Origin of the sequence: Dyadobacter sp. 32 (assembly GCF_902506755.1) — a bacterium.
Taxonomy (GTDB): Bacteria; Bacteroidota; Bacteroidia; order Cytophagales; family Spirosomataceae; genus Dyadobacter.
The window spans coordinates 2,795,838-2,812,848 of sequence record NZ_LR735258.1 but is presented as its reverse complement, the minus strand read 5'-3'; the positions used below and the strand labels follow the sequence as shown (position 1 = coordinate 2,812,848).

General features: G+C 44.7%; 16 protein-coding genes. 10 read left to right on the top strand and 6 right to left on the bottom strand.

Going from position 1 to position 17,011, the window contains the following annotated elements; genetic code table 11:
• Positions 1 to 13: 13 nt before the first annotated feature.
• The 6 genes from DYADSP32_RS11320 (at position 14) to nagA (ending at position 5,699) form a co-directional block, all read left to right on the top strand.
• The gene (locus tag DYADSP32_RS11320) at positions 14 to 967 is read left to right on the top strand and encodes a hypothetical protein (protein WP_149242627.1); all 954 of its coding nucleotides are present in this window, start codon (positions 14 to 16) and stop codon (positions 965 to 967) included.
• Positions 968 to 1,210: 243 nt separating this feature from the next.
• Positions 1,211 to 2,452 (top strand): hypothetical protein, encoded by a 1,242-nt coding sequence (locus DYADSP32_RS11315; RefSeq protein WP_414617694.1) that lies wholly within the window; start codon positions 1,211 to 1,213, stop codon positions 2,450 to 2,452.
• A 61-nt stretch (positions 2,453 to 2,513) separates the two neighbouring features.
• Positions 2,514 to 3,563 carry an acyltransferase family protein gene (locus DYADSP32_RS11310; protein ID WP_149242629.1) on the top strand — a complete coding sequence of 350 codons (1,050 nt, stop codon included), beginning with the start codon at positions 2,514 to 2,516 and terminating at the stop codon, positions 3,561 to 3,563.
• A gap of 89 nt (positions 3,564 to 3,652) precedes the next feature.
• Entirely contained in the window at positions 3,653 to 3,949 is a 297-nt protein-coding gene (gene trxA / locus DYADSP32_RS11305; RefSeq protein WP_149242630.1) for a thioredoxin, read from the top strand.
• Between the two features lie 29 nt (positions 3,950 to 3,978).
• The gene (locus DYADSP32_RS11300) at positions 3,979 to 4,542 is read left to right on the top strand and encodes a pentapeptide repeat-containing protein (protein ID WP_149242631.1); all 564 of its coding nucleotides are present in this window, start codon (positions 3,979 to 3,981) and stop codon (positions 4,540 to 4,542) included.
• Positions 4,543 to 4,586: 44 nt separating this feature from the next.
• Positions 4,587 to 5,699 carry an N-acetylglucosamine-6-phosphate deacetylase gene (nagA, locus tag DYADSP32_RS11295; protein WP_149242632.1) on the top strand — a complete coding sequence of 371 codons (1,113 nt, stop codon included), beginning with the start codon at positions 4,587 to 4,589 and terminating at the stop codon, positions 5,697 to 5,699.
• Here nagA and DYADSP32_RS11290 read toward each other — a convergent pair.
• The 5 genes from DYADSP32_RS11290 to DYADSP32_RS11270 all read right to left on the bottom strand — a co-directional run bounded on the left by DYADSP32_RS11290 (position 5,696) and on the right by DYADSP32_RS11270 (position 12,920).
• Positions 5,696 to 7,894, bottom strand: coding sequence for a radical SAM protein (locus tag DYADSP32_RS11290; RefSeq protein WP_149242633.1), 2,199 nt, complete (start codon positions 7,892 to 7,894; stop codon positions 5,696 to 5,698). The two genes, nagA and DYADSP32_RS11290, sit on opposite strands and share 4 nt — an antisense overlap.
• Positions 7,895 to 7,966: 72 nt before the next feature.
• Positions 7,967 to 10,543, bottom strand: a complete 2,577-nt coding sequence (locus tag DYADSP32_RS11285; RefSeq protein WP_149244885.1) for a DUF5686 and carboxypeptidase regulatory-like domain-containing protein — start codon at positions 10,541 to 10,543, stop codon at positions 7,967 to 7,969.
• A 31-nt stretch (positions 10,544 to 10,574) separates the two neighbouring features.
• Positions 10,575 to 11,396, bottom strand: a complete 822-nt coding sequence (locus DYADSP32_RS11280) for an ion transporter (protein WP_149242634.1) — start codon at positions 11,394 to 11,396, stop codon at positions 10,575 to 10,577.
• A 94-nt stretch (positions 11,397 to 11,490) separates the two neighbouring features.
• The gene (locus tag DYADSP32_RS11275) at positions 11,491 to 12,198 is read right to left on the bottom strand and encodes a DsbA family oxidoreductase (RefSeq protein ID WP_149242635.1); all 708 of its coding nucleotides are present in this window, start codon (positions 12,196 to 12,198) and stop codon (positions 11,491 to 11,493) included.
• Positions 12,199 to 12,287: 89 nt separating this feature from the next.
• Positions 12,288 to 12,920: an NAD(P)H-dependent oxidoreductase gene (locus DYADSP32_RS11270; protein WP_149242636.1), complete on the bottom strand. Its 633-nt coding sequence runs from the start codon at positions 12,918 to 12,920 to the stop codon at positions 12,288 to 12,290.
• 107 nt (positions 12,921 to 13,027) lie between these two features.
• Here DYADSP32_RS11270 and DYADSP32_RS11265 point away from each other — a divergent pair, with 107 nt between their 5' ends.
• A complete protein-coding gene (locus tag DYADSP32_RS11265) occupies positions 13,028 to 13,408 on the top strand; it encodes a winged helix-turn-helix transcriptional regulator (protein ID WP_149242637.1) in 381 nt (126 codons plus the stop codon).
• Between the two features lie 140 nt (positions 13,409 to 13,548).
• On the opposite strand, the gene fbaA is transcribed toward DYADSP32_RS11265, so the two are convergent.
• The gene (gene fbaA, locus DYADSP32_RS11260) at positions 13,549 to 14,628 is read right to left on the bottom strand and encodes a class II fructose-bisphosphate aldolase (protein WP_149242638.1); all 1,080 of its coding nucleotides are present in this window, start codon (positions 14,626 to 14,628) and stop codon (positions 13,549 to 13,551) included.
• 239 nt (positions 14,629 to 14,867) lie between these two features.
• Between fbaA and DYADSP32_RS11255 the strand changes: the two genes are divergently transcribed.
• The 3 genes from DYADSP32_RS11255 (at position 14,868) to DYADSP32_RS11245 (ending at position 16,993) form a co-directional block, all read left to right on the top strand.
• Positions 14,868 to 15,104, top strand: a complete 237-nt coding sequence (locus tag DYADSP32_RS11255; RefSeq protein WP_149242639.1) for a hypothetical protein — start codon at positions 14,868 to 14,870, stop codon at positions 15,102 to 15,104.
• A complete protein-coding gene (locus DYADSP32_RS11250; RefSeq protein ID WP_149242640.1) occupies positions 15,101 to 16,288 on the top strand; it encodes a hemolysin family protein in 1,188 nt (395 codons plus the stop codon). The genes DYADSP32_RS11255 and DYADSP32_RS11250 overlap by 4 nt, the downstream gene beginning before the upstream one ends.
• An 84-nt stretch (positions 16,289 to 16,372) precedes the next feature.
• Complete coding sequence (locus DYADSP32_RS11245; protein WP_149242641.1) at positions 16,373 to 16,993, top strand: ABC transporter ATP-binding protein; 621 nt, start codon at positions 16,373 to 16,375, stop codon at positions 16,991 to 16,993.
• Positions 16,994 to 17,011: the final 18 nt, after the last annotated feature.

Below are 17,011 nucleotides of genomic sequence, written 5' to 3'. Positions count from 1 at the left end.
TGGCCAGTATAGTATGAATATTATTTTTACAGTTTGCAATAGAAATACACTTGCGGGCGCGCAGGTGCTGGCCGAAACGGTGATACGCTATCAGCCCGATTCGATCATGTATCTGTGCTGGGTGGATACTTGTGCGCTGCCTGCGCTTCCAGATACAATCCAGGTTATAGACGTAAGCGATGTGCGTATACCTGGTTTTAAGGAAATGTGTGACAGGTACTATGATTTTGAACTGGTGGCTGCCTGCCGACCCTGGTTTGCCTTACATATTTTCGGTAATCGCTCAATTGAATTTGATGCGCTTACATTTTTGGCTCCTTCCAGTATGCTGGTAAGAGGGATAGTGCCGATGCCACAGGAATTTGATCTGTGTCTGACACCCAATATCACCGGACCGCTTCCCAGGGATCCTCGTTTGGACGATAAAAGAATTTTGAATGTGGGCATGTTTTATTCGGGGGCATGGTCGGTCAGAAAAAGTGAAGGAACCGAAAAAATGTTGCAGTGGTGGGCTAGCCGAACCTTTGATCGGGCCAAGTTTGATTTGTGCAATGGTATGTGTATGGATCAGCTCTGGCTGAATTACGCGCCTGTGTGGGTTCCGCAGACAACGATGAGGAATAATCCGGGCTGGCAATTCGGGCTACGTTCGGTCTTGAGCAATCCGCTCACCGTGGTGAATGGCATATATTATGCCGGAGCTGAACCACTGATTTCATTGGATTTCACCGGGTTGATCACTTTTGATCCTGTGTGGTCCGATCATGTGGGCCTGTTATCGGAGAATCGGGCGTTTGAGAAATTATTTAAAGAGTACAAAAAAAAGGTTGAGGCAGCGAAGGTAGAGATTGCAGCTGGTGAGATGGGGGGGTATGGAATTTTCCCCAAAATCAGTGAACATAGGCTTTTAAGGAAGCGGGTGGCCGCTTTACTCCATACGGCAGTGGATTATATTGACAGGTTTTAAAAACGGGAGAGGTTCTGCCTGGTTATTTGGAAGTCAGAATTGTACAATTCTGCGATAAGTTTCCCGACTTGGATAAAATGAGATATCTTTACACCATGAATCACGAACAGGCGTTGATAGTATATTGAATTAAAATTTGCAATTCGGGTTTCCAAGATGAATTTTAGTCTTCTTAATATATTTTCCAACTTTAATAATCTGAGATACGCATTAGGCATCACAATGGTGTTTAATGGGTTTCCCATGATTTTTTTCGTCAGAGATACATTACAGATAGGACCGTCAGGAAGTAGCTTTACGGCTGCCTTTTTTATCCTGGCATTTCTGCTGATGCTACCACAGCATCTCTTCCAACGATTGTACAAACCCAATATAATCCTGCTCAATATGGGGCTGGGATTCTTGCTGGTTACCGTTTATTATTTCTTTTTTCTCAATTATAACGGTAAATCAGCTACGGATGCAGGGTACCTCATATTCATTTTTGTATTCATAGCGCTGTTACTTCATATACCCAATGATGTGAAGGATACGTTGGTTCTGGTCCTGTTTTTGTACTCTCTGTTTTGTAACATCACCCTGGTGTATTCTTTGCTGACCGACCCCAACTGGTCTCCCGGTATGCGGGCGGCGGTGAGTTTCTCGATAGACAATGCCCGGCCAGGAGGGAACCCGCACATGACAGCCAGGAATGGTGTGATCTGTCTTGTTTCAGCGGTTGTTCTGATGCCCCGGTTTTCAGGGGTGCTGATGAAGCTTTTCCTTTTTTTCTCGGCACTGTTTAGCATCGCCGTGGTGGTTCTGTCCGTCGCAAAATCGAGCTACCTTGGTATTGGCCTGATGTGTTTTTGTTATTTCGTATTCCGATTTCGTTTTCTATCTGCTTTGGGAAGCGTTGGAAGGTTTTTTACATATCGAAATATCTTCATGTTAATTCTGGGATTTCTGGCCATTCGTTACTTTCTGAGTTTATATTCTAATGTCCTGGATATTCTGATTAACTACTGGGGTAATTTCGAAAATAAAATTATGGACGTCGTCTTTACCGCATTGGGTGTAAAGCTTTCAGCGACTGCAAATATTGATTACTCTGCCATGGGGCGGGTCAACGGATTCGAAGAATTTTTGGAAACATTTTATTCGAGGGATGCCCTGATGGGCCGCGGCTTTAAGAGTGTTTATCTGGATATTCCCTTGCTCGAATCTTTTGTGGCGGAAGGCATTGCTGGGTTCATCTTTTTTGCATCGTTTAATGTTTTTCTGCTTATTTATGCCATACGCGAAATCAGACGTGGAACCAATTCACTGACAACGTTTCTGGCCTTCTTCGCTGTTTCCATGTCTATCCTGCTCCTTACCGGAGGACAGCCCACCGAAATTGCGTTCTGGTTTCCCTACGCGGTCTTCATTCGTTTTCTGGGCGTTAAATATCTGGACTCCTATTCTAACAGGGGGATTTCGCAAACACAGGCCCTCAGCAATTGATTTCAATATTTAAAGTTTGCCTTTACTCTCTGATGCTCATTGTCCGTAATTGTAATATCGCATGAAAAACAGGGTTGAACAGCTCGATGGATTGCGTGGTATTTTTGCAGTTATGGTCATCGCACATCACCACAATGCATTTAAGGAATCCATTTTTTACGACAACTTTTTTGTAATCAATTCCAGTTTGTTTGTGGATTTCTTTTTTGTACTGAGTGGCTTCGTCATCGCGATAAATTATCTCGACAGGATCAAAACGGTCGGCGATTTTGGTCAGTTTTTAAAGAAAAGGTTTATCCGCTTGTATCCTTTGCTTTTTTACACCGAAATCGTATTCATCATCGCTGCCTTTCTGGGAGATTTCAGCCCGATGAAAAATATGACTGACCTCCCTTTTGAATTTTACCTGGTTACAGCCCGGGATACATTGACGTTCATGGGATCTACGCCGGTTTTTGGTACATGGATAAGTAATAACTATCCAGCGTGGTCCATTTCGGCCGAAATGATTGCTTATTTTGGGTTTGGGCTGATTGTGTTGTTGTTCAGAGGCTTAAAATATTATGTTTTTGCGGCAGTAATCGGTTTCTCCGCCTGGTTCATCATTGTAAACGGTGAATATCTCCTAGCCTATGATTACGGTTTTGTCCGGGGAGGACTCTGCTTTAGTGTTGGCGTTTTTACGTGTCTCGTACTCCGTCGTTTCACTTTCAATTTAACAGCACTCGAGATCCCCTTCCTGGCGCTTTTACTAGCCTCCATGTATGTGGCCCATCACGCCGCGTTTAATTTGCTGAAACTAATTTTCCCGCTGATTTTTTCCGTTGGTATTATCATCTTTGCCAGCTCCACTGGTATTGTATCCAGCTTACTGTCAGGGAAAGTATTTCAGTACCTGGGCAAAATTTCATATTCCATTTATTTGAATCATGCAATCGTATTGATCATGGTAAACGTGATTCTCTTTCGACTTTTTAAATTGGCGGCTACGGAGGCTCATATCGGCTTCTCTTTGTTCATTTCCATTGTTCTGACCATTTGTTATTCCCACTTTACCTATGAATTCGTTGAAAAACGGGTTGGTGAATTCCTTACCACCAAATGGAAATGAAGCGGCAACATGCCTGGACTAAAATTCTGCGTTATATTAAACCTTTTGCGTAACGAGGCCGTTATTCTGGAAACATAAAAGATACAACTATGGCTACGTTCAATGAGTTGATAAACAGTAATAAACCGGTATTGGTTGATTTTTCGGCCGAATGGTGTGGTCCCTGTAAGATGATGAAGCCTATTCTGGAAACCCTCAAGGCGGATTTGGGCGAAACGGCCACTATAATTAAAGTTGATGTAGATAAAAATCCAGCGGCGGCTAACGCGTACAAAATTCAGGGTGTGCCGACATTGATTGTTTTTAAACATGGTAAACCCATGTGGAGACAATCGGGCGTGGTACAAGCGGATCAGCTGAAATCAATCATTAAGAAATACATATAGTTTTTAAGAGTCTTTATAAATAGTTTCAGGTGGTTAACAGACGTGATTTTGAGATTGTAAAGAATTTTGATTCAGAGGTTGAAGAGCTGCACAGGGATAACTTCGAGCAGGTAGAATTTACGAACTGCACTTTCTCGAACCTTGCAGGCATTACATTTATCGATTGTGTATTCCAGGATTGTAATTTGAGCAATGCGACTGTTGCCAACGCCAGATTTTCGGATGTGATTTTTATCAATTGCAAACTAACCGGGATCAACTTTTCGGAAAGTAAAGACTTTGGTTTTTCGATACAGCTAGATAATTGTATCCTGGATTATGCAATTTTTGAAAGAAAAAAACCTGTTAAAAGTACCTTCAGCAATTGCAAAATTCACGGTGCTGATTTTACTCAGGCGGACCTCTCCAAATGCAAGTTTCATAATTGCGATTTCTGGGATGCTATTTTTGCTAATACGAACGTGGCTGGAGTGGATTTTACCACAAGTAAAAATTTCACTATTGACCCAACCATCAACAATGTTAAAAAGGCAAAATTTCTTTCGTCTGATCTGGCGGGCCTGCTCACGCGGTTTGATATCATCGTTCGGTAGCGCTCTATTTGAGAATTTTTTGAGAAGGAGAATCCTATATACCCATGACTGAATTACTTTTTGTTGACAATCTATATACCGGGCACGAGCATCTCACACGCCAGTTGATAACGATTGAGGATGGGCGTGTTGCAGGCGTGAAATCTTCGGAGTACATTCCGGGTGTAAAAAGGGTTTTCAATCTGGCACCGGGGTTTTTCGATAGCCACATCAACGGAGGTGAAAAGTATCATTTTACCCAACGGGCGGAGGAGGGCACCATTGAGGACATATATCAGTCGAGCGTGAAAACCGGCACTGCTTATGTACTGCCAACCCTGATTACGTCTTCCCTTGAAAATATTCTGAAAGGCATCGAGGCCACAAAAAATTACCTGAGAAAAAATCCGGGTTCTGGCGTGTTGGGTATGCATCTGGAAGGCCCGTTTCTCAATCCGGTCAAACGGGGAGCACATCTCGCGGAATATGTGCGGAGCCCAACGATGGATGAGCTGGAAGAGATCATTCGCTATGGGAAAGATACGATCCGGTTGATCACCATAGCGCCTGAAATGTTCACAGACGAGCAACTGGAGTTATTGCTTGCGTCGGGAATCACCGTATCTGCGGGCCATTCCAATGCCACCTACGCCGAAGCACAGCATGCATTTTCGAAGGGGATGAATCTGGTAACCCACCTCTACAATGCGATGTCGGCTTTTGCACATCGTCAACCCGGGTTGGTTGGTGCTACATTGGACAACGAAGCGGTGTATGCACCAATCATTATCGACGGTGTGCATTGCGATTTCGGAGCAGCCAGTGTTGCTTATAAAATAAAAGGGGATAAGCTGTTTCTTATCTCCGATGCGCTTTTCCTGGGCGAAAAGGTGACGGAATTCAAATGGGGTGAATTTGACGCTTATCTGCGTGAAGGAAAATATACCAACTCAGATGGGAATCTTGCCGGCGCTACCATTTCGCTGGGTGATGCCGTTCGAAATGCTGTGAAAATGGTCGGCGTGCCTTTGCAGGAGGCGATAGAAATGGCAACACTACGACCGGCGATGGCGATGGGTGTATCTGATTTGATCGGAAAAGTCGAATCAGGCTATCCGGCCGTATTTACCACTTTTGATGACGCTTTAAGCTCGTTTGAAGTATTGTCGTTTAGTTAGAGAATCAGCAAACCTCCGAACTTTAAATTGGCCCAGGTTTTAGAATGGGTGAAATCTTCAAATGACCCCAGATTTGCCGATTCGAAGGAGGTCTTCAAGGCCTCCATAGATATGAGTTCTGCATGCGATATTGCGAGTAACGGCATTACAGATACCAGCCAATGGGCAACATCCACCTGGGCTTCCAGGGCCCATTCTTTCTTTTTGTTGTAAAATATTAACTCGGCAATATCAATAACCTGCTTGCCTCGCTTTTCTTTATAGATATTCAGTTCGGGCTGGCTACCCATCCACACCACCATGGCGTTTAACCGGTATGGTGAATCCGCCTGCGCCGTTATACTTTTTTGGATATAGTCGGCCGGAATGGATGTTTTTGGCACTTTGAAATCGAACCATTTTGAAAGAGGGAAGTCAAGACATATCCCGTGCATGAAGTTGAAAAGTGATTTTTTTAGTCCCTCGGAAAAGCGTTGGTGATCGGTTCCCAGCGGGTCATCATGTTCCAGATCATTGTCGGCAAATGGACCGGTCTCCGGTCCGATTCGCATCACGTCAAATTGTTGAGGGTTCAGGCCCACCGGGCTATGCGCGGTCATGGCAAAACGATGCCAGAAACCCGACTGCACGATGCCGTTGTCGAACAATTGACGCACCATTTCAAGCGAATCAATTGTTTCCTGGGCAGTTTGTGTTGGAAAACCATACATCAGGTATGCGTGCACCATGATACCAGCCTGTGTAAAAGCGTCCGCAACGCGCGCTACCTGCGCCACCGTAACACCCTTTTTCATGCGTTCGAGAAGTCTATCGGAGGCTACTTCCAATCCTCCCGAAACAGCAATGCAGCCCGAAGCTTTTAGCAATGTGCACAGATCCGGGGTGAAATTTTTTTCAAACCTGATATTGGTCCACCATACCACGGTAAGTTTACGTCGGATAATTTCCAGAGAAAGATCCCTAAGCAGCGCAGGTGGTGCGGCTTCATCTACAAAATGAAAACCATTCTGGCCGGTTTGTTCCATGATCTGCTCAATCCGGTCGCAAAGTATGCCAGCCGTGATGGGTTCATAACGTCGGATATAATCGAGTGAAATATCACAAAAGGAGCATTTTCCCCAGTAGCAGCCATGCGCTAAAGTAAGTTTGTTCCATCGGCCATCGCTCCATAGCCGGTGCATGGGGTTCACAATCTCGATTACCGACAAATAATCGTTCAAAGGCAGGTCGCTGTAATCGGGTGTGCCTACATCCCGTTGTGGAACGTCTCTTTCTTTGGCGCCATTGTGATAGACCACCTGTCCGTTCTCACGGCTGTATATTCTTTTGAGTTGGCTCAGTTCCCGGCTTCCGTCCAGATACTCAAGCAGTGTGGTTAGTGGCGCTTCTCCATCGTCCAGGCACACAAAGTCCACGTAATCAAAAACCCGGGGCTCAGACAAAGACCGGAGTTCGGTATTGGGAAAACCACCACCCATGGCCACTTTGATATGAGGGTAGTGGTCCTTCAAATATTGGCCACATTTGAATCCTCCGTATAAATTGCCAGGAAATGGCACAGAAATGCAAACCATATCCGGCGTGTATTCTTGTATTTTTGATTCCAGGCATTCTTTCAGGATTGAAGACAAAAGGGTGTCTGGCGCCTTTAAAGCATTATCGATGTCATCGAAATGGGTTGCCGAGCGTCCCAGGCGCTCGGCGTAACGGCTAAATCCAAAATGGGGATCGATGGCTTCCTGAATGAGGTCACCCAAATCCTCCAGATACAGTGTGGAAAGATGCCTGGCTTTGTCATGTATACCCATGGAGCCGAATGCCCACTCCATGTCCTCCACTTCTCTGAACCGGCCCGCTTCTGGTAAATAGCTCCGGTCACAGATCCGGTGCGCCAGTGTGGGATTAGCATTTTTCAGGAAACGAATGACAGGGTCAATGGTAGCTATATAGTCTTCGCGAAGGGAATAAATGCGAAAACAATTCTCCGTTAATTCAGCATCGGATGAATCCAGTATGTCGAAGAGTTGACGTAAGCCTGCTGTGGAAAATAATTTGAGGATTACATCAATGCCCAGGTCTGCCTGATATGATTCCCGTCCTAAAGTGTTAAGGAAACCTTTTAGGTATGCCGTAGCCGGATAGGGCGTGTTGAGCTGCGTGAATGGCGGGGTGATAAAAAGTGTTCTTTTTTTCAAAGATTCTCCTGGAAATTTAACCACAAAGGTAAGTAGTTTAGTCCTTTGATAATAGTTGAAATACCCGTCGCCCTATCTTCCTCCGTTACCAATCCTGAACGAGGTTCCAACCCTGACGCCAAACCCTTTGAAACGGGTATCCTCAAACCGGCCAACCACTTCAACCCTAAGAAGCCGCATGATGTTATCGATGCCGTAAACGAGCTCGGTGTAGTTCCTTAAAGTAGGTACACTTAAATAATGGACCTGTAGTGTTTCTTTGATCCCCGTCAGTCGTAAAGCGGGAACTTGGGTAACCAGAAAGCGCTGCAGCGATAGCATTGCATGGCCCTGATAAAACCAGGAGGATGTGCTGTGAAGATAATAGGGCAGCATTCGGAAATCACTTAATGGGCTACCGGTCAGAAGGAAGAACTCTCCCCCCATAAAATGCCTGTAGTCTGTGAAATAAATCTGTTTAGCAGACAGAAATCCTCCACCGCTGACAACGTAGTCCAGATCGATCCGTGGACCCAGATTCATGTTTTGGCGCACAGAGCCCTGTAGGTAGTGGAAGTCGACGTCGCCGGCAAATCCAAGACCGCTTTTATACTGCATGCCAAAAATTGGGTTTCTGTTTCGCAGATAACGCTTTTCGCCATTGCGTAATAAATACCGTTGCCAGGGGCGGATGCTCAGGTTAAGGTCCAAAAGTGCGGCGTGATTGGTGGGGAAACCGGTGTTATTTATCTCTCGGTTTAACGGTCTGTTTGGCGAGTAGGAAAACCTATCCCAGAATAAGAAGGGACTTGTATTCTCGAGATTGTAAAGTTCTTTTCGGCCTTCATATTCCAGGCCTGCACTGACGGATACCACGTCGAGGATATTTTGCCTGGAAAATTCAGCCTTAATGAATTGTTTTTGATACAGTTTAATGAGGTTTCTTTCAAACAAACGTGTCGCAACACTGTTAATAAAAGGAAGAATGGGTCTGTTCTGGTTAATCTGACTGGCCATTTCGCCACCGGTAATATTGAGGTTCCAGTTACGATTGCCTACATTGGTCTCAATTGTACCATAAAATTTTTGTCTTCCAAAAGAATAACGAGCCGTGGGACGAATACTAAACTGGTACGAGTCTTTCCATTTTTTCTGATATTCTGTGATGAGGTTGAATGCCGTGCCTTCTAAGGTATTAAACCCAAGACCAAGTATTGGACTGACGATGGTGAAAAAGTTGCCGCTACCCAGGGAGTAGGTGTTGCCTAGTATAAAGTGGGTTAATTTTACATGGGTGGAGTCCGGGCGCTCTTTTTCATTTTTAGCCTCCTTTACAATGGCTAGGCTATCTTGTAAAACATAACCCGCAGCCTCATTTTTGGAAAGTGGAATAGGCCTTAGGGTAGACCAGTAAGTGGTGTCACGTTTGTTGGCCAGCGAATCCACGGTGATTGAATCTTGCCTTACCATCCGTGGGCCTTCCAACTCATTTTGTTTATCCCTCAGCTGTTCTTTCTCGTATTCTTTGGTCAGCTTTCTGAAATCTTTGGTTGAAAACTCCTTCTGTCCCGCAATCAGTTTGTCGAGTTTTTCACTCCTCCTTTTTTGTTCGGGCTGTTTGTCAATCTTATGATCATGGATTACAATATCTTCCCGTAAGTTGGGATCAGTATCCATCTTTTGGTAAGTTACAGAAACCAGGTATTTAAATTCTCCTGCAAAACCCAGATAGCCACCCTGTATTCTGAATTGCTGGTTAACCGGCAGCCAGACAGAGTGTACCTGATTGAAAAGCTGTTTGACACTAATATCCAATCCCCTTGCCGTGGTCTGCAGATTAAAGCTGTGAATGGACCACCTGCCTTCCAGAATGTAAATGCTTCCCTTGAAAACGCCTTCCCCATAGGCTTTGGGAATTACTTTTATTTTATTCACGATTTCGCCCTGCTCTTCGAAATATCCCTCATATTCAAATTTGTAAAAATTAAACGCTTTGGGAGAAAGGGGTGACACCGTGCCGGCAACTTCCGGACTGTAAAAGCTCGCGAGTATATATTCATTTGGAGAAGGTATGCTATTGTCGAGACTATTTCTGGTGGAAATTACACGTTGAGAGAAGGTGTTGGGGCGTCTGTATTTTATTTCTGAAATACTTTCGTTCAAAAGTGCCTTCCCTTCCTGAACACCCTCTTTTTTTAGCCTCTTTTCTACCAAAAAGGGAATTTTGGTTGGAATAGCTGTGCTTCGAGCGTATACTTTTGCTGTGTAGCTTCGAACCTGAAGTTGATGAAAACGCGATTTGGCTATGGCTTTACGCATGATGGTATAAGCCGCGTCCTCCTTGCCTGCGCCTACATTGGCTTCTTTGAGGTTGAGGGCCTGCTCCTCCAGAGTAAAGTTTAATTCCTTCGAATCGGTACCAATTGTAATAACCTGCGAAATGGTTTTGAAGCCCAGATACTGTATGCTGATCTCATACGAGCCCGGTGGCAGACTGAGCGCATACCTGCCCTCCTCGTTGGCGATGGTTCCATTGGTAGTTCCTTTAACAGCAATACCTGCATACGGCAATACTTCACCCTTGCTGGTCAGAATTCGACCATGTAATTCTCCTCCAAATGAATTGGTGAAACAAAAACAATACAAAAGAAAGAGCGTGAAACTTTTCATTACGTTTTTGGTGCTGTCATTACAGGGTAACTTATTCATTGAGCTGGTGACCACAGTTACTGCAAAAGTTTGAATTTAGTGGCATTGATTTCCCACATGAGAGACATTCCACCTGTTCGGCTTTCCTGCTTACCGGCATGGATCTGGACATTTCCACGGTGACAATGCCGGTAGGGACAGCAATTATGGCGTATCCCATTATCATTACTACCGACGAGATGACCTGGCCCAGGGGTGTTTGCGGTGTCAGGTCGCCATAACCAACCGTTGTGATGGTGACAATTGCCCAATATATGCTCTGTGGAATACTTGTGAAACCATTTTCCTCTCCCTCCACCACATACATAACCGTACCAATGATGAGCACCAGTGATATAATGGTGAGCATAAATACCGTTATTTTTTGCAAACTAGCAATAATAGCCGTTTTAAGTACATGTGCGTGGTGAACAAAACTGGTGAGTTTAAGTATACGGAACACACGCAAAAGACGGATTATGCGAATAGTGACCAGGAAGTGACCGGCGGGGAGAATGACCGTGAGGTAAAATGGAATGATGGATAGTAGATCTATGATTCCAAAAAAACTTAAAAAATAGGTAAGCGGTTTGGGGTGACTGTAGAGCCGTAGTAAATACTCAATAGTAAAAACAATGGTGAAGAAAACTTCCAGGCTATGAAGTAGACCGTGATACTGGTTCCTGATGGATGGCACGCTTTCCAAGCATACCACCAGGACACTGGTCACAATAAACCACAGCAGGAATACATCGAACTGCCGTCCATGCTTTGTATGCGCTCCAAAAATGATGATAAAAAGTTTTCCCCGTAACGAATTCCGGTCGATTGCCATGATGATATGTATTGTGCACGGCAATGTAAGAAAAGCCCCGGTATTGCGCAAAACGCAAATGCCGGGGCTTTTTTATTCGATGTATCTTTTCGTTCTAGTCACAGGAACCGTCAGGCTTACAAGTTGCGCCTTCTGCATAGGTAATAAGGGGCGCTGGATTTGCTTTTTCCCACTCGGCAAAAGATTTTTTCAGTGCTCCGAGGAATGTTTCAGGTTGCTGTGCGCCCGATACAGCATACTTGCGGTCGAGTACAAAAAAGGGAACACCACGGGCACCAACCTGTTGCGCCTCATAAATATCTTTACGCACGTGGTCAGCAAATTGGTTGCCTTCCAGTACCTTACTCAACTCAACGTCGTCCAGCCCGATTGCTCTGCCAAGATCCAGGAGCGTCTCGTGGTCGGCCGTATTTTTTCCATCCGTAAAATATGCTTTAAACAATTGTTCTTCGGCAGCGTCACCCTTGCCCTTGGTTTTGGCATACTGAACAAAGCGATGTGCATCAAATGAGTTGGCAACGACAGCCTGGTCCATGTTGTATTCCAACCCTACCTCGGACGCAATTTTTGTAACATGATTACTTACTTCTTCTGCGTAGGAAGGTTCCCAGCCTTTGACTTCTGACAAATAATCATTGATACTCCTGCCCGGCTCCGTTTTCATATCAGGATTAAGCTGGAAACTTTTCCACTCAATTTCAATACGCTCCCTTTCAGGAAACTGTTCCAAAGCTTTTTCGAACTTCCGTTTGCCGATGTAGCAAAAGGGGCACATCACATCACTCCATATTTCAACTTTCATAAAATCTCTTTTTTGAACCAATTCTTAAATGATCTTCTTTCCCACAGCCGGGGGCGCCTAGCCGGGGGCGCCCAGCCAACAGCCAATTCCTAAACCGCTATAAAAAGCTCTTCACTGGGCCTTCTTACTTTTTTCGCTTTGGCCAGCACATCATTTTCCTGATCCCGATAGCCCAGTGTCATGATCACAACACTTTTTAATCCCTTAGCTTTCAACCCCAGGATCTCGTCAAGTTTGGCATTGTTGAATCCTTCCATCGGTGTGGCGTCAATGTGTTCTGTTGCTGCCGCTACCAGTGCATGACCCAAAGCTATGTAGGCTTGCCGCGCTGCCCAGTCAAAGTTTACCTCTTCGGTCCGGCTCAGAATACCACCCGTAATACTCTCCTGGAATTTAGACAGAGATTCAACTGAGATATCCCGTGTTTTTGCGATCAGTTGCATGTATTCGCTGATGTGATCCGCTGTAATTTTCTCCCAGGCTGCAAACACCAGTACATGTGATGATTCTGGTATTTGTGGTTGTGGAGCTGCCTCCTTGAAAATTCGGTCTTTGATTTCTTTGTCACCAATTACCACCACTTTATAGGGTTGGAGACCCGCAGATGAAGGCGATAATTTTATCGCTTCCAGAATTGTACTTAGTTTCTCCTGGGGAATGGACTCTCCGTTCATTCTTTTGGCAGCATATCTCCAGTTCAGGTCTTCTATTAGCTCACTCATCTTTTTTTATTTTTTATATATTCGTGTGCAAACTTAAATAAATATACTATACATTTGTAAGTACTATACCAAAGGATAGTGAAAATAGTTCAAAGGTCCTGAATATTATGCTGGAAATAAGTAAAGCGAACAAAGTGCATACCCTGGGGGAGTGCACCAAAAGCATCCTGCCCGTGCGGGATGCACTCGAAGTACTCAGTGGGAAATGGAAGCTGCCAATCATCATTTCGTTGATGTTTGGCAATAAACGTTTTTCTCAGATTGCTAAGGAAATTCCTGGTATTACGGATAAAATGCTGTCGAAGGAGCTGCGGGATCTGGAAGCGAACTGTCTGGTTAAAAGATCCGTTTTCGATTCCATTCCCGTCGTGGTGGAATATTCCCTGACCAATTATGGTAACTCTCTCAAACCGGTTATTGAAGTACTAAGAGACTGGGGAATGGCGCATCGGAAAAGGATCATGGGGAAGGTGGAGTTGGAAGAGTAACTTGAAATGCTTTCTTTCAAATTCTGTAAAATAGGGGCCTTTCCTGATCAGCCTGAGCTATCTCAGAAAAATTGGGCCTAAAACAAAAAGAGCCTGCCAATTCGCTTTGAATTCGCAGGCTCTTTTGTGATTATCTAAAATCAACCCAGCTGATTAATACAGTTCAGATCTTCAAACGCAATTTTGAGACGTGCGATCATCGTTTCTTCACCTTTACGCAACCATACGCGTGGGTCGTAGTATTTTTTATTGGGGGAATCAGCACCATCAGGGTTGCCGAGTTGTGTCTGCAGGTATGCTTCTTTTTCCTTGTAGTATTTCAGGATTCCTTCCCAGGTCGACCACTGCATATCGGTATCGATATTCATTTTGATCGCACCGTATTCAATTGCTTCACGGATTTCTTCACGCGAAGAGCCTGATCCGCCATGGAATACGAAATTGACAGGAAGGTCGCCGGTGCCAAATTTTTGTTTGATAAATTCTTGAGAATTGCGAAGGATTTTCGGTTCAAGCTTTACATTACCCGGCTTATAAACACCATGAACGTTTCCAAAAGCAGCAGCTATTGTAAAGTTTGGAGATATTTTCGACAGCTCTTCGTAGGCATAAGCTACTTCTTCGGGCTGAGTGTATAGCTTGGAGCTATCCACGTCGCTGTTATCTACGCCGTCTTCTTCACCACCTGTTACCCCAAGTTCTATTTCAAGGGTCATGCCAATTTTGGCCATACGCTCAAAGTACTTGGCACAGACCTCAATGTTTTCCTCAAGGGGCTCCTCGGAAAGGTCAAGCATGTGGGAGCTGTACAGCGGTACTCCGAAAGCATCGTAATGTTTTTCGCCCGCCTCAAGAAGGCCATCTATCCAGGGAAGGAGTTTTTTAGCGCAATGATCCGTATGCAAAATAACAGGAACACCGTAAAGAGCAGCCATTTGATGCACGTGCTGCGCTCCTGATATTCCACCTGCGATCGCCGCCTGTTGGTTCGCATTGGAAAGGCTTTTTCCGGCGTAGAATATAGCACCGCCATTAGAAAACTGAATGATCACAGGGCTGTTCACAGCCTTCGCCGTTTCCAGAACTGCGTTTACGGAATTGGTTCCTACCACGTTAACTGCCGGAAGGGCATAGTTATTTTCGTTGGCATGTCGGAAAATTTCGCTAACTCCGTCACCGGTTACAACACCAGGTGCAAAGCGTTTTGTAGTTTCGCTCATAGTAAAGGATATTTTTTCAAGAAAAATTTTTACAATTCGGTTATTGAGTTCGGATTGTAAGGCAATTGTTGCAAGTTAGGGATTTTAAAGAAATTGACAGGGATATAACGGTTATATTATAAGTTATCCGCTAGTCTGCTTTTAGCTGAGTGGTTTATTGCAAACTGCGTATATTTGGAGATAAAAATGAGTGGGTGTGCTTTCAGATTCATGGCAGGCCATTTTAATGAACATTGATTATGAATTCAAAATTGACGCGTACCATCCTATTGGCGAGCGGTATTGGTTTTTTTGTTTTGTGGGTGCTGGAGTTTCGCCGGGCGGGTTTATTGGAAAGTTATTGGCTGCTGCTTGTAAGTTTGGTGTGTCTGTTATTTTTTCAGTTCAACAGGTTAAAGGCAGCAACTGCTCAAAGTGCCAATGAGAAGGAAATAGAGGTAAATAAGGCTGCGGCATCCAAAAAGAACAAAAAATGAGTTTTCTATCACTTGGCTTCACAATCATTTTCTTTATTCTGGCGGGTTATTTTGGGGCAGTGAGGTCGGTCTTACTTGATGTCTCGATTGATCGTTATTCCCTGCGCCACGAGAAGCCCGAACTTGTTCTGCAGACACTTTACAGGAGACGAATTCTCCGGATGGTAAGGTTGCTTGCGGTGGCACTTGGTGTTTTTTATTCAATTGCTTTTGTTTATCCCCTTTTACAGGCTCATTTTCAGATAGGGGAGCAGTTTGCCATCCTCGTTCTTTTCGTAGGTCTGGCGTTTCTGTGGATGCTGAGCTATACCAGCTGGGTGAAGGCAGGTAGAAGCTTTCCTGCCTTGCTGACGTTAGACACCTTTCCCGTAAGATTTGCCGAGTGGTTGATTACGCCTGTTTACTGGCTGGTTGAACCGTTCGTGAAGGAGAATATTTTATCCGCTTCTTATCGTGACGACGCAGTGTCGGCGGATGATCCTGATTTCGATGATCAGAGCATAGAGGAGCGGATGTTTATCAATGCGCTGGACTTTAAAGATTTACGCATTCGCGATTGTATGATCCCACGTACGGAGATCTCGGCTGTTAACGTGAACGACAGCATTGAAGATCTGCGACGGGCGTTTCTTACAAGCGGACATTCCAAGATTATCGTACAGCGGGAATCGGCAGATGATGTACTGGGCTATTGTCATGCGCTTTCGTTATTCAGGAAACCCAAGGAAATTGCCAGCATTGTAACCCCCATCCTCATCGTGCCCGAAGCCATGCCGGCGAGTGATCTGATGCTGAGGTTTTTGGAAGAAAGGCGTAGTCTCGCGCTGGTTGTGGACGAATTTGGTGGTACATCCGGGCTCGTCAGTGTTGAAGATGTGGTGGAGCAGATCTTTGGGGAAATCCAGGATGAATACGATTCAACAGAGGACTGGACAGAACGTGAAGTGGAGGAAAACATTTATATGCTGAGCGCGCGTCACGAGGTTGATTACCTCAACGAAAAATATGACTGGCACTTGCCGGAAGGTGATTATGATACACTTGCCGGGATGCTGATCCATGTTCACGGCGACTTGCCCGACGTGAATGATGTGATCGATATGTCACCCTATTATTTTCAGATTGTTTCAATGCAGGATACACGAATTGAACTCGTGAAATTGACCATCACCGAAGTTGAATAGATTTAATAATTAATTCATTGTCAGCTTATAATTACTATTCTTCAAACTGATGCTTCCTGAGCAGTCGTTTATAAATTAAGATTTGTGCAAATTGTTGTTGATGGTATTGGTAAAAAATTTGTCCGTGAGTGGATTCTACGGGGTGCTACGTTTGAGCTACGGACAGGACAGAGGTACGTTTTTGTAGGTCCCAATGGCAGTGGCAAGTCCACCTGCTTACAGTTGCTGACAGGTATGTTTCCGGTGTCGGAAGGTACGATCCGATATGTGGACGATTCGGGCATGGAGATTGGTGTGGATGATTGGTATAAATACATCGTCGTGGCGGCACCTTACATGGAGCTGGTAGAGGAGTTTACGCTTCGTGAACACATCGATTTCCATATGAAATTCAAGTCTTTCAAAAATGGGATGTCGGCTGGGGCGTTTGAAGAATTTATTCAGCTGCCACATGCCTCTGATAAGTTTGTTCGTCATTTTTCGTCGGGGATGAAGCAGCGGCTCAAACTTGGGCTGGCTTTCATGTCTGATGTGCCGGTCGTTTTTCTGGATGAACCTACCAGCAATCTGGACTCCCAGGGTATTGCCTGGTACCTTGACAATGTATCGGCATTGAGCGAAAATCAAATTGTAATTCTGGGCTCAAATGTGTCACAGGAATATGAATTTTGTGAAAATATCATTTCGGTTTCTGCGTTCAAATAGAAACTGGTGAATCGAAAC

What these genes read in the sequence shown, in the direction of transcription:
- DYADSP32_RS11250 (WP_149242640.1), top strand. Translation starts at nt 15,101, where the DNA reads ATGAGTTTTCTATCACTTGGCTTCACAATCATTTTCTTTATTCTGGCG.
- DYADSP32_RS11315 (WP_414617694.1), top strand. Translation starts at nt 1,211, where the DNA reads ATGATTTTTTTCGTCAGAGATACATTACAGATAGGACCGTCAGGAAGT.
- fbaA (WP_149242638.1), bottom strand. Translation starts at nt 14,628, where the DNA reads ATGAGCGAAACTACAAAACGCTTTGCACCTGGTGTTGTAACCGGTGAC.
- nagA (WP_149242632.1), top strand. Translation starts at nt 4,587, where the DNA reads ATGACTGAATTACTTTTTGTTGACAATCTATATACCGGGCACGAGCAT.
- trxA (WP_149242630.1), top strand. Translation starts at nt 3,653, where the DNA reads ATGGCTACGTTCAATGAGTTGATAAACAGTAATAAACCGGTATTGGTT.
- DYADSP32_RS11265 (WP_149242637.1), top strand. Translation starts at nt 13,028, where the DNA reads ATGCTGGAAATAAGTAAAGCGAACAAAGTGCATACCCTGGGGGAGTGC.
- DYADSP32_RS11285 (WP_149244885.1), bottom strand. Translation starts at nt 10,543, where the DNA reads ATGAAAAGTTTCACGCTCTTTCTTTTGTATTGTTTTTGTTTCACCAAT.
- DYADSP32_RS11275 (WP_149242635.1), bottom strand. Translation starts at nt 12,198, where the DNA reads ATGAAAGTTGAAATATGGAGTGATGTGATGTGCCCCTTTTGCTACATC.
- DYADSP32_RS11310 (WP_149242629.1), top strand. Translation starts at nt 2,514, where the DNA reads ATGAAAAACAGGGTTGAACAGCTCGATGGATTGCGTGGTATTTTTGCA.
- DYADSP32_RS11320 (WP_149242627.1), top strand. Translation starts at nt 14, where the DNA reads ATGAATATTATTTTTACAGTTTGCAATAGAAATACACTTGCGGGCGCG.
- DYADSP32_RS11255 (WP_149242639.1), top strand. Translation starts at nt 14,868, where the DNA reads ATGAATTCAAAATTGACGCGTACCATCCTATTGGCGAGCGGTATTGGT.
- DYADSP32_RS11270 (WP_149242636.1), bottom strand. Translation starts at nt 12,920, where the DNA reads ATGAGTGAGCTAATAGAAGACCTGAACTGGAGATATGCTGCCAAAAGA.
- DYADSP32_RS11280 (WP_149242634.1), bottom strand. Translation starts at nt 11,396, where the DNA reads ATGGCAATCGACCGGAATTCGTTACGGGGAAAACTTTTTATCATCATT.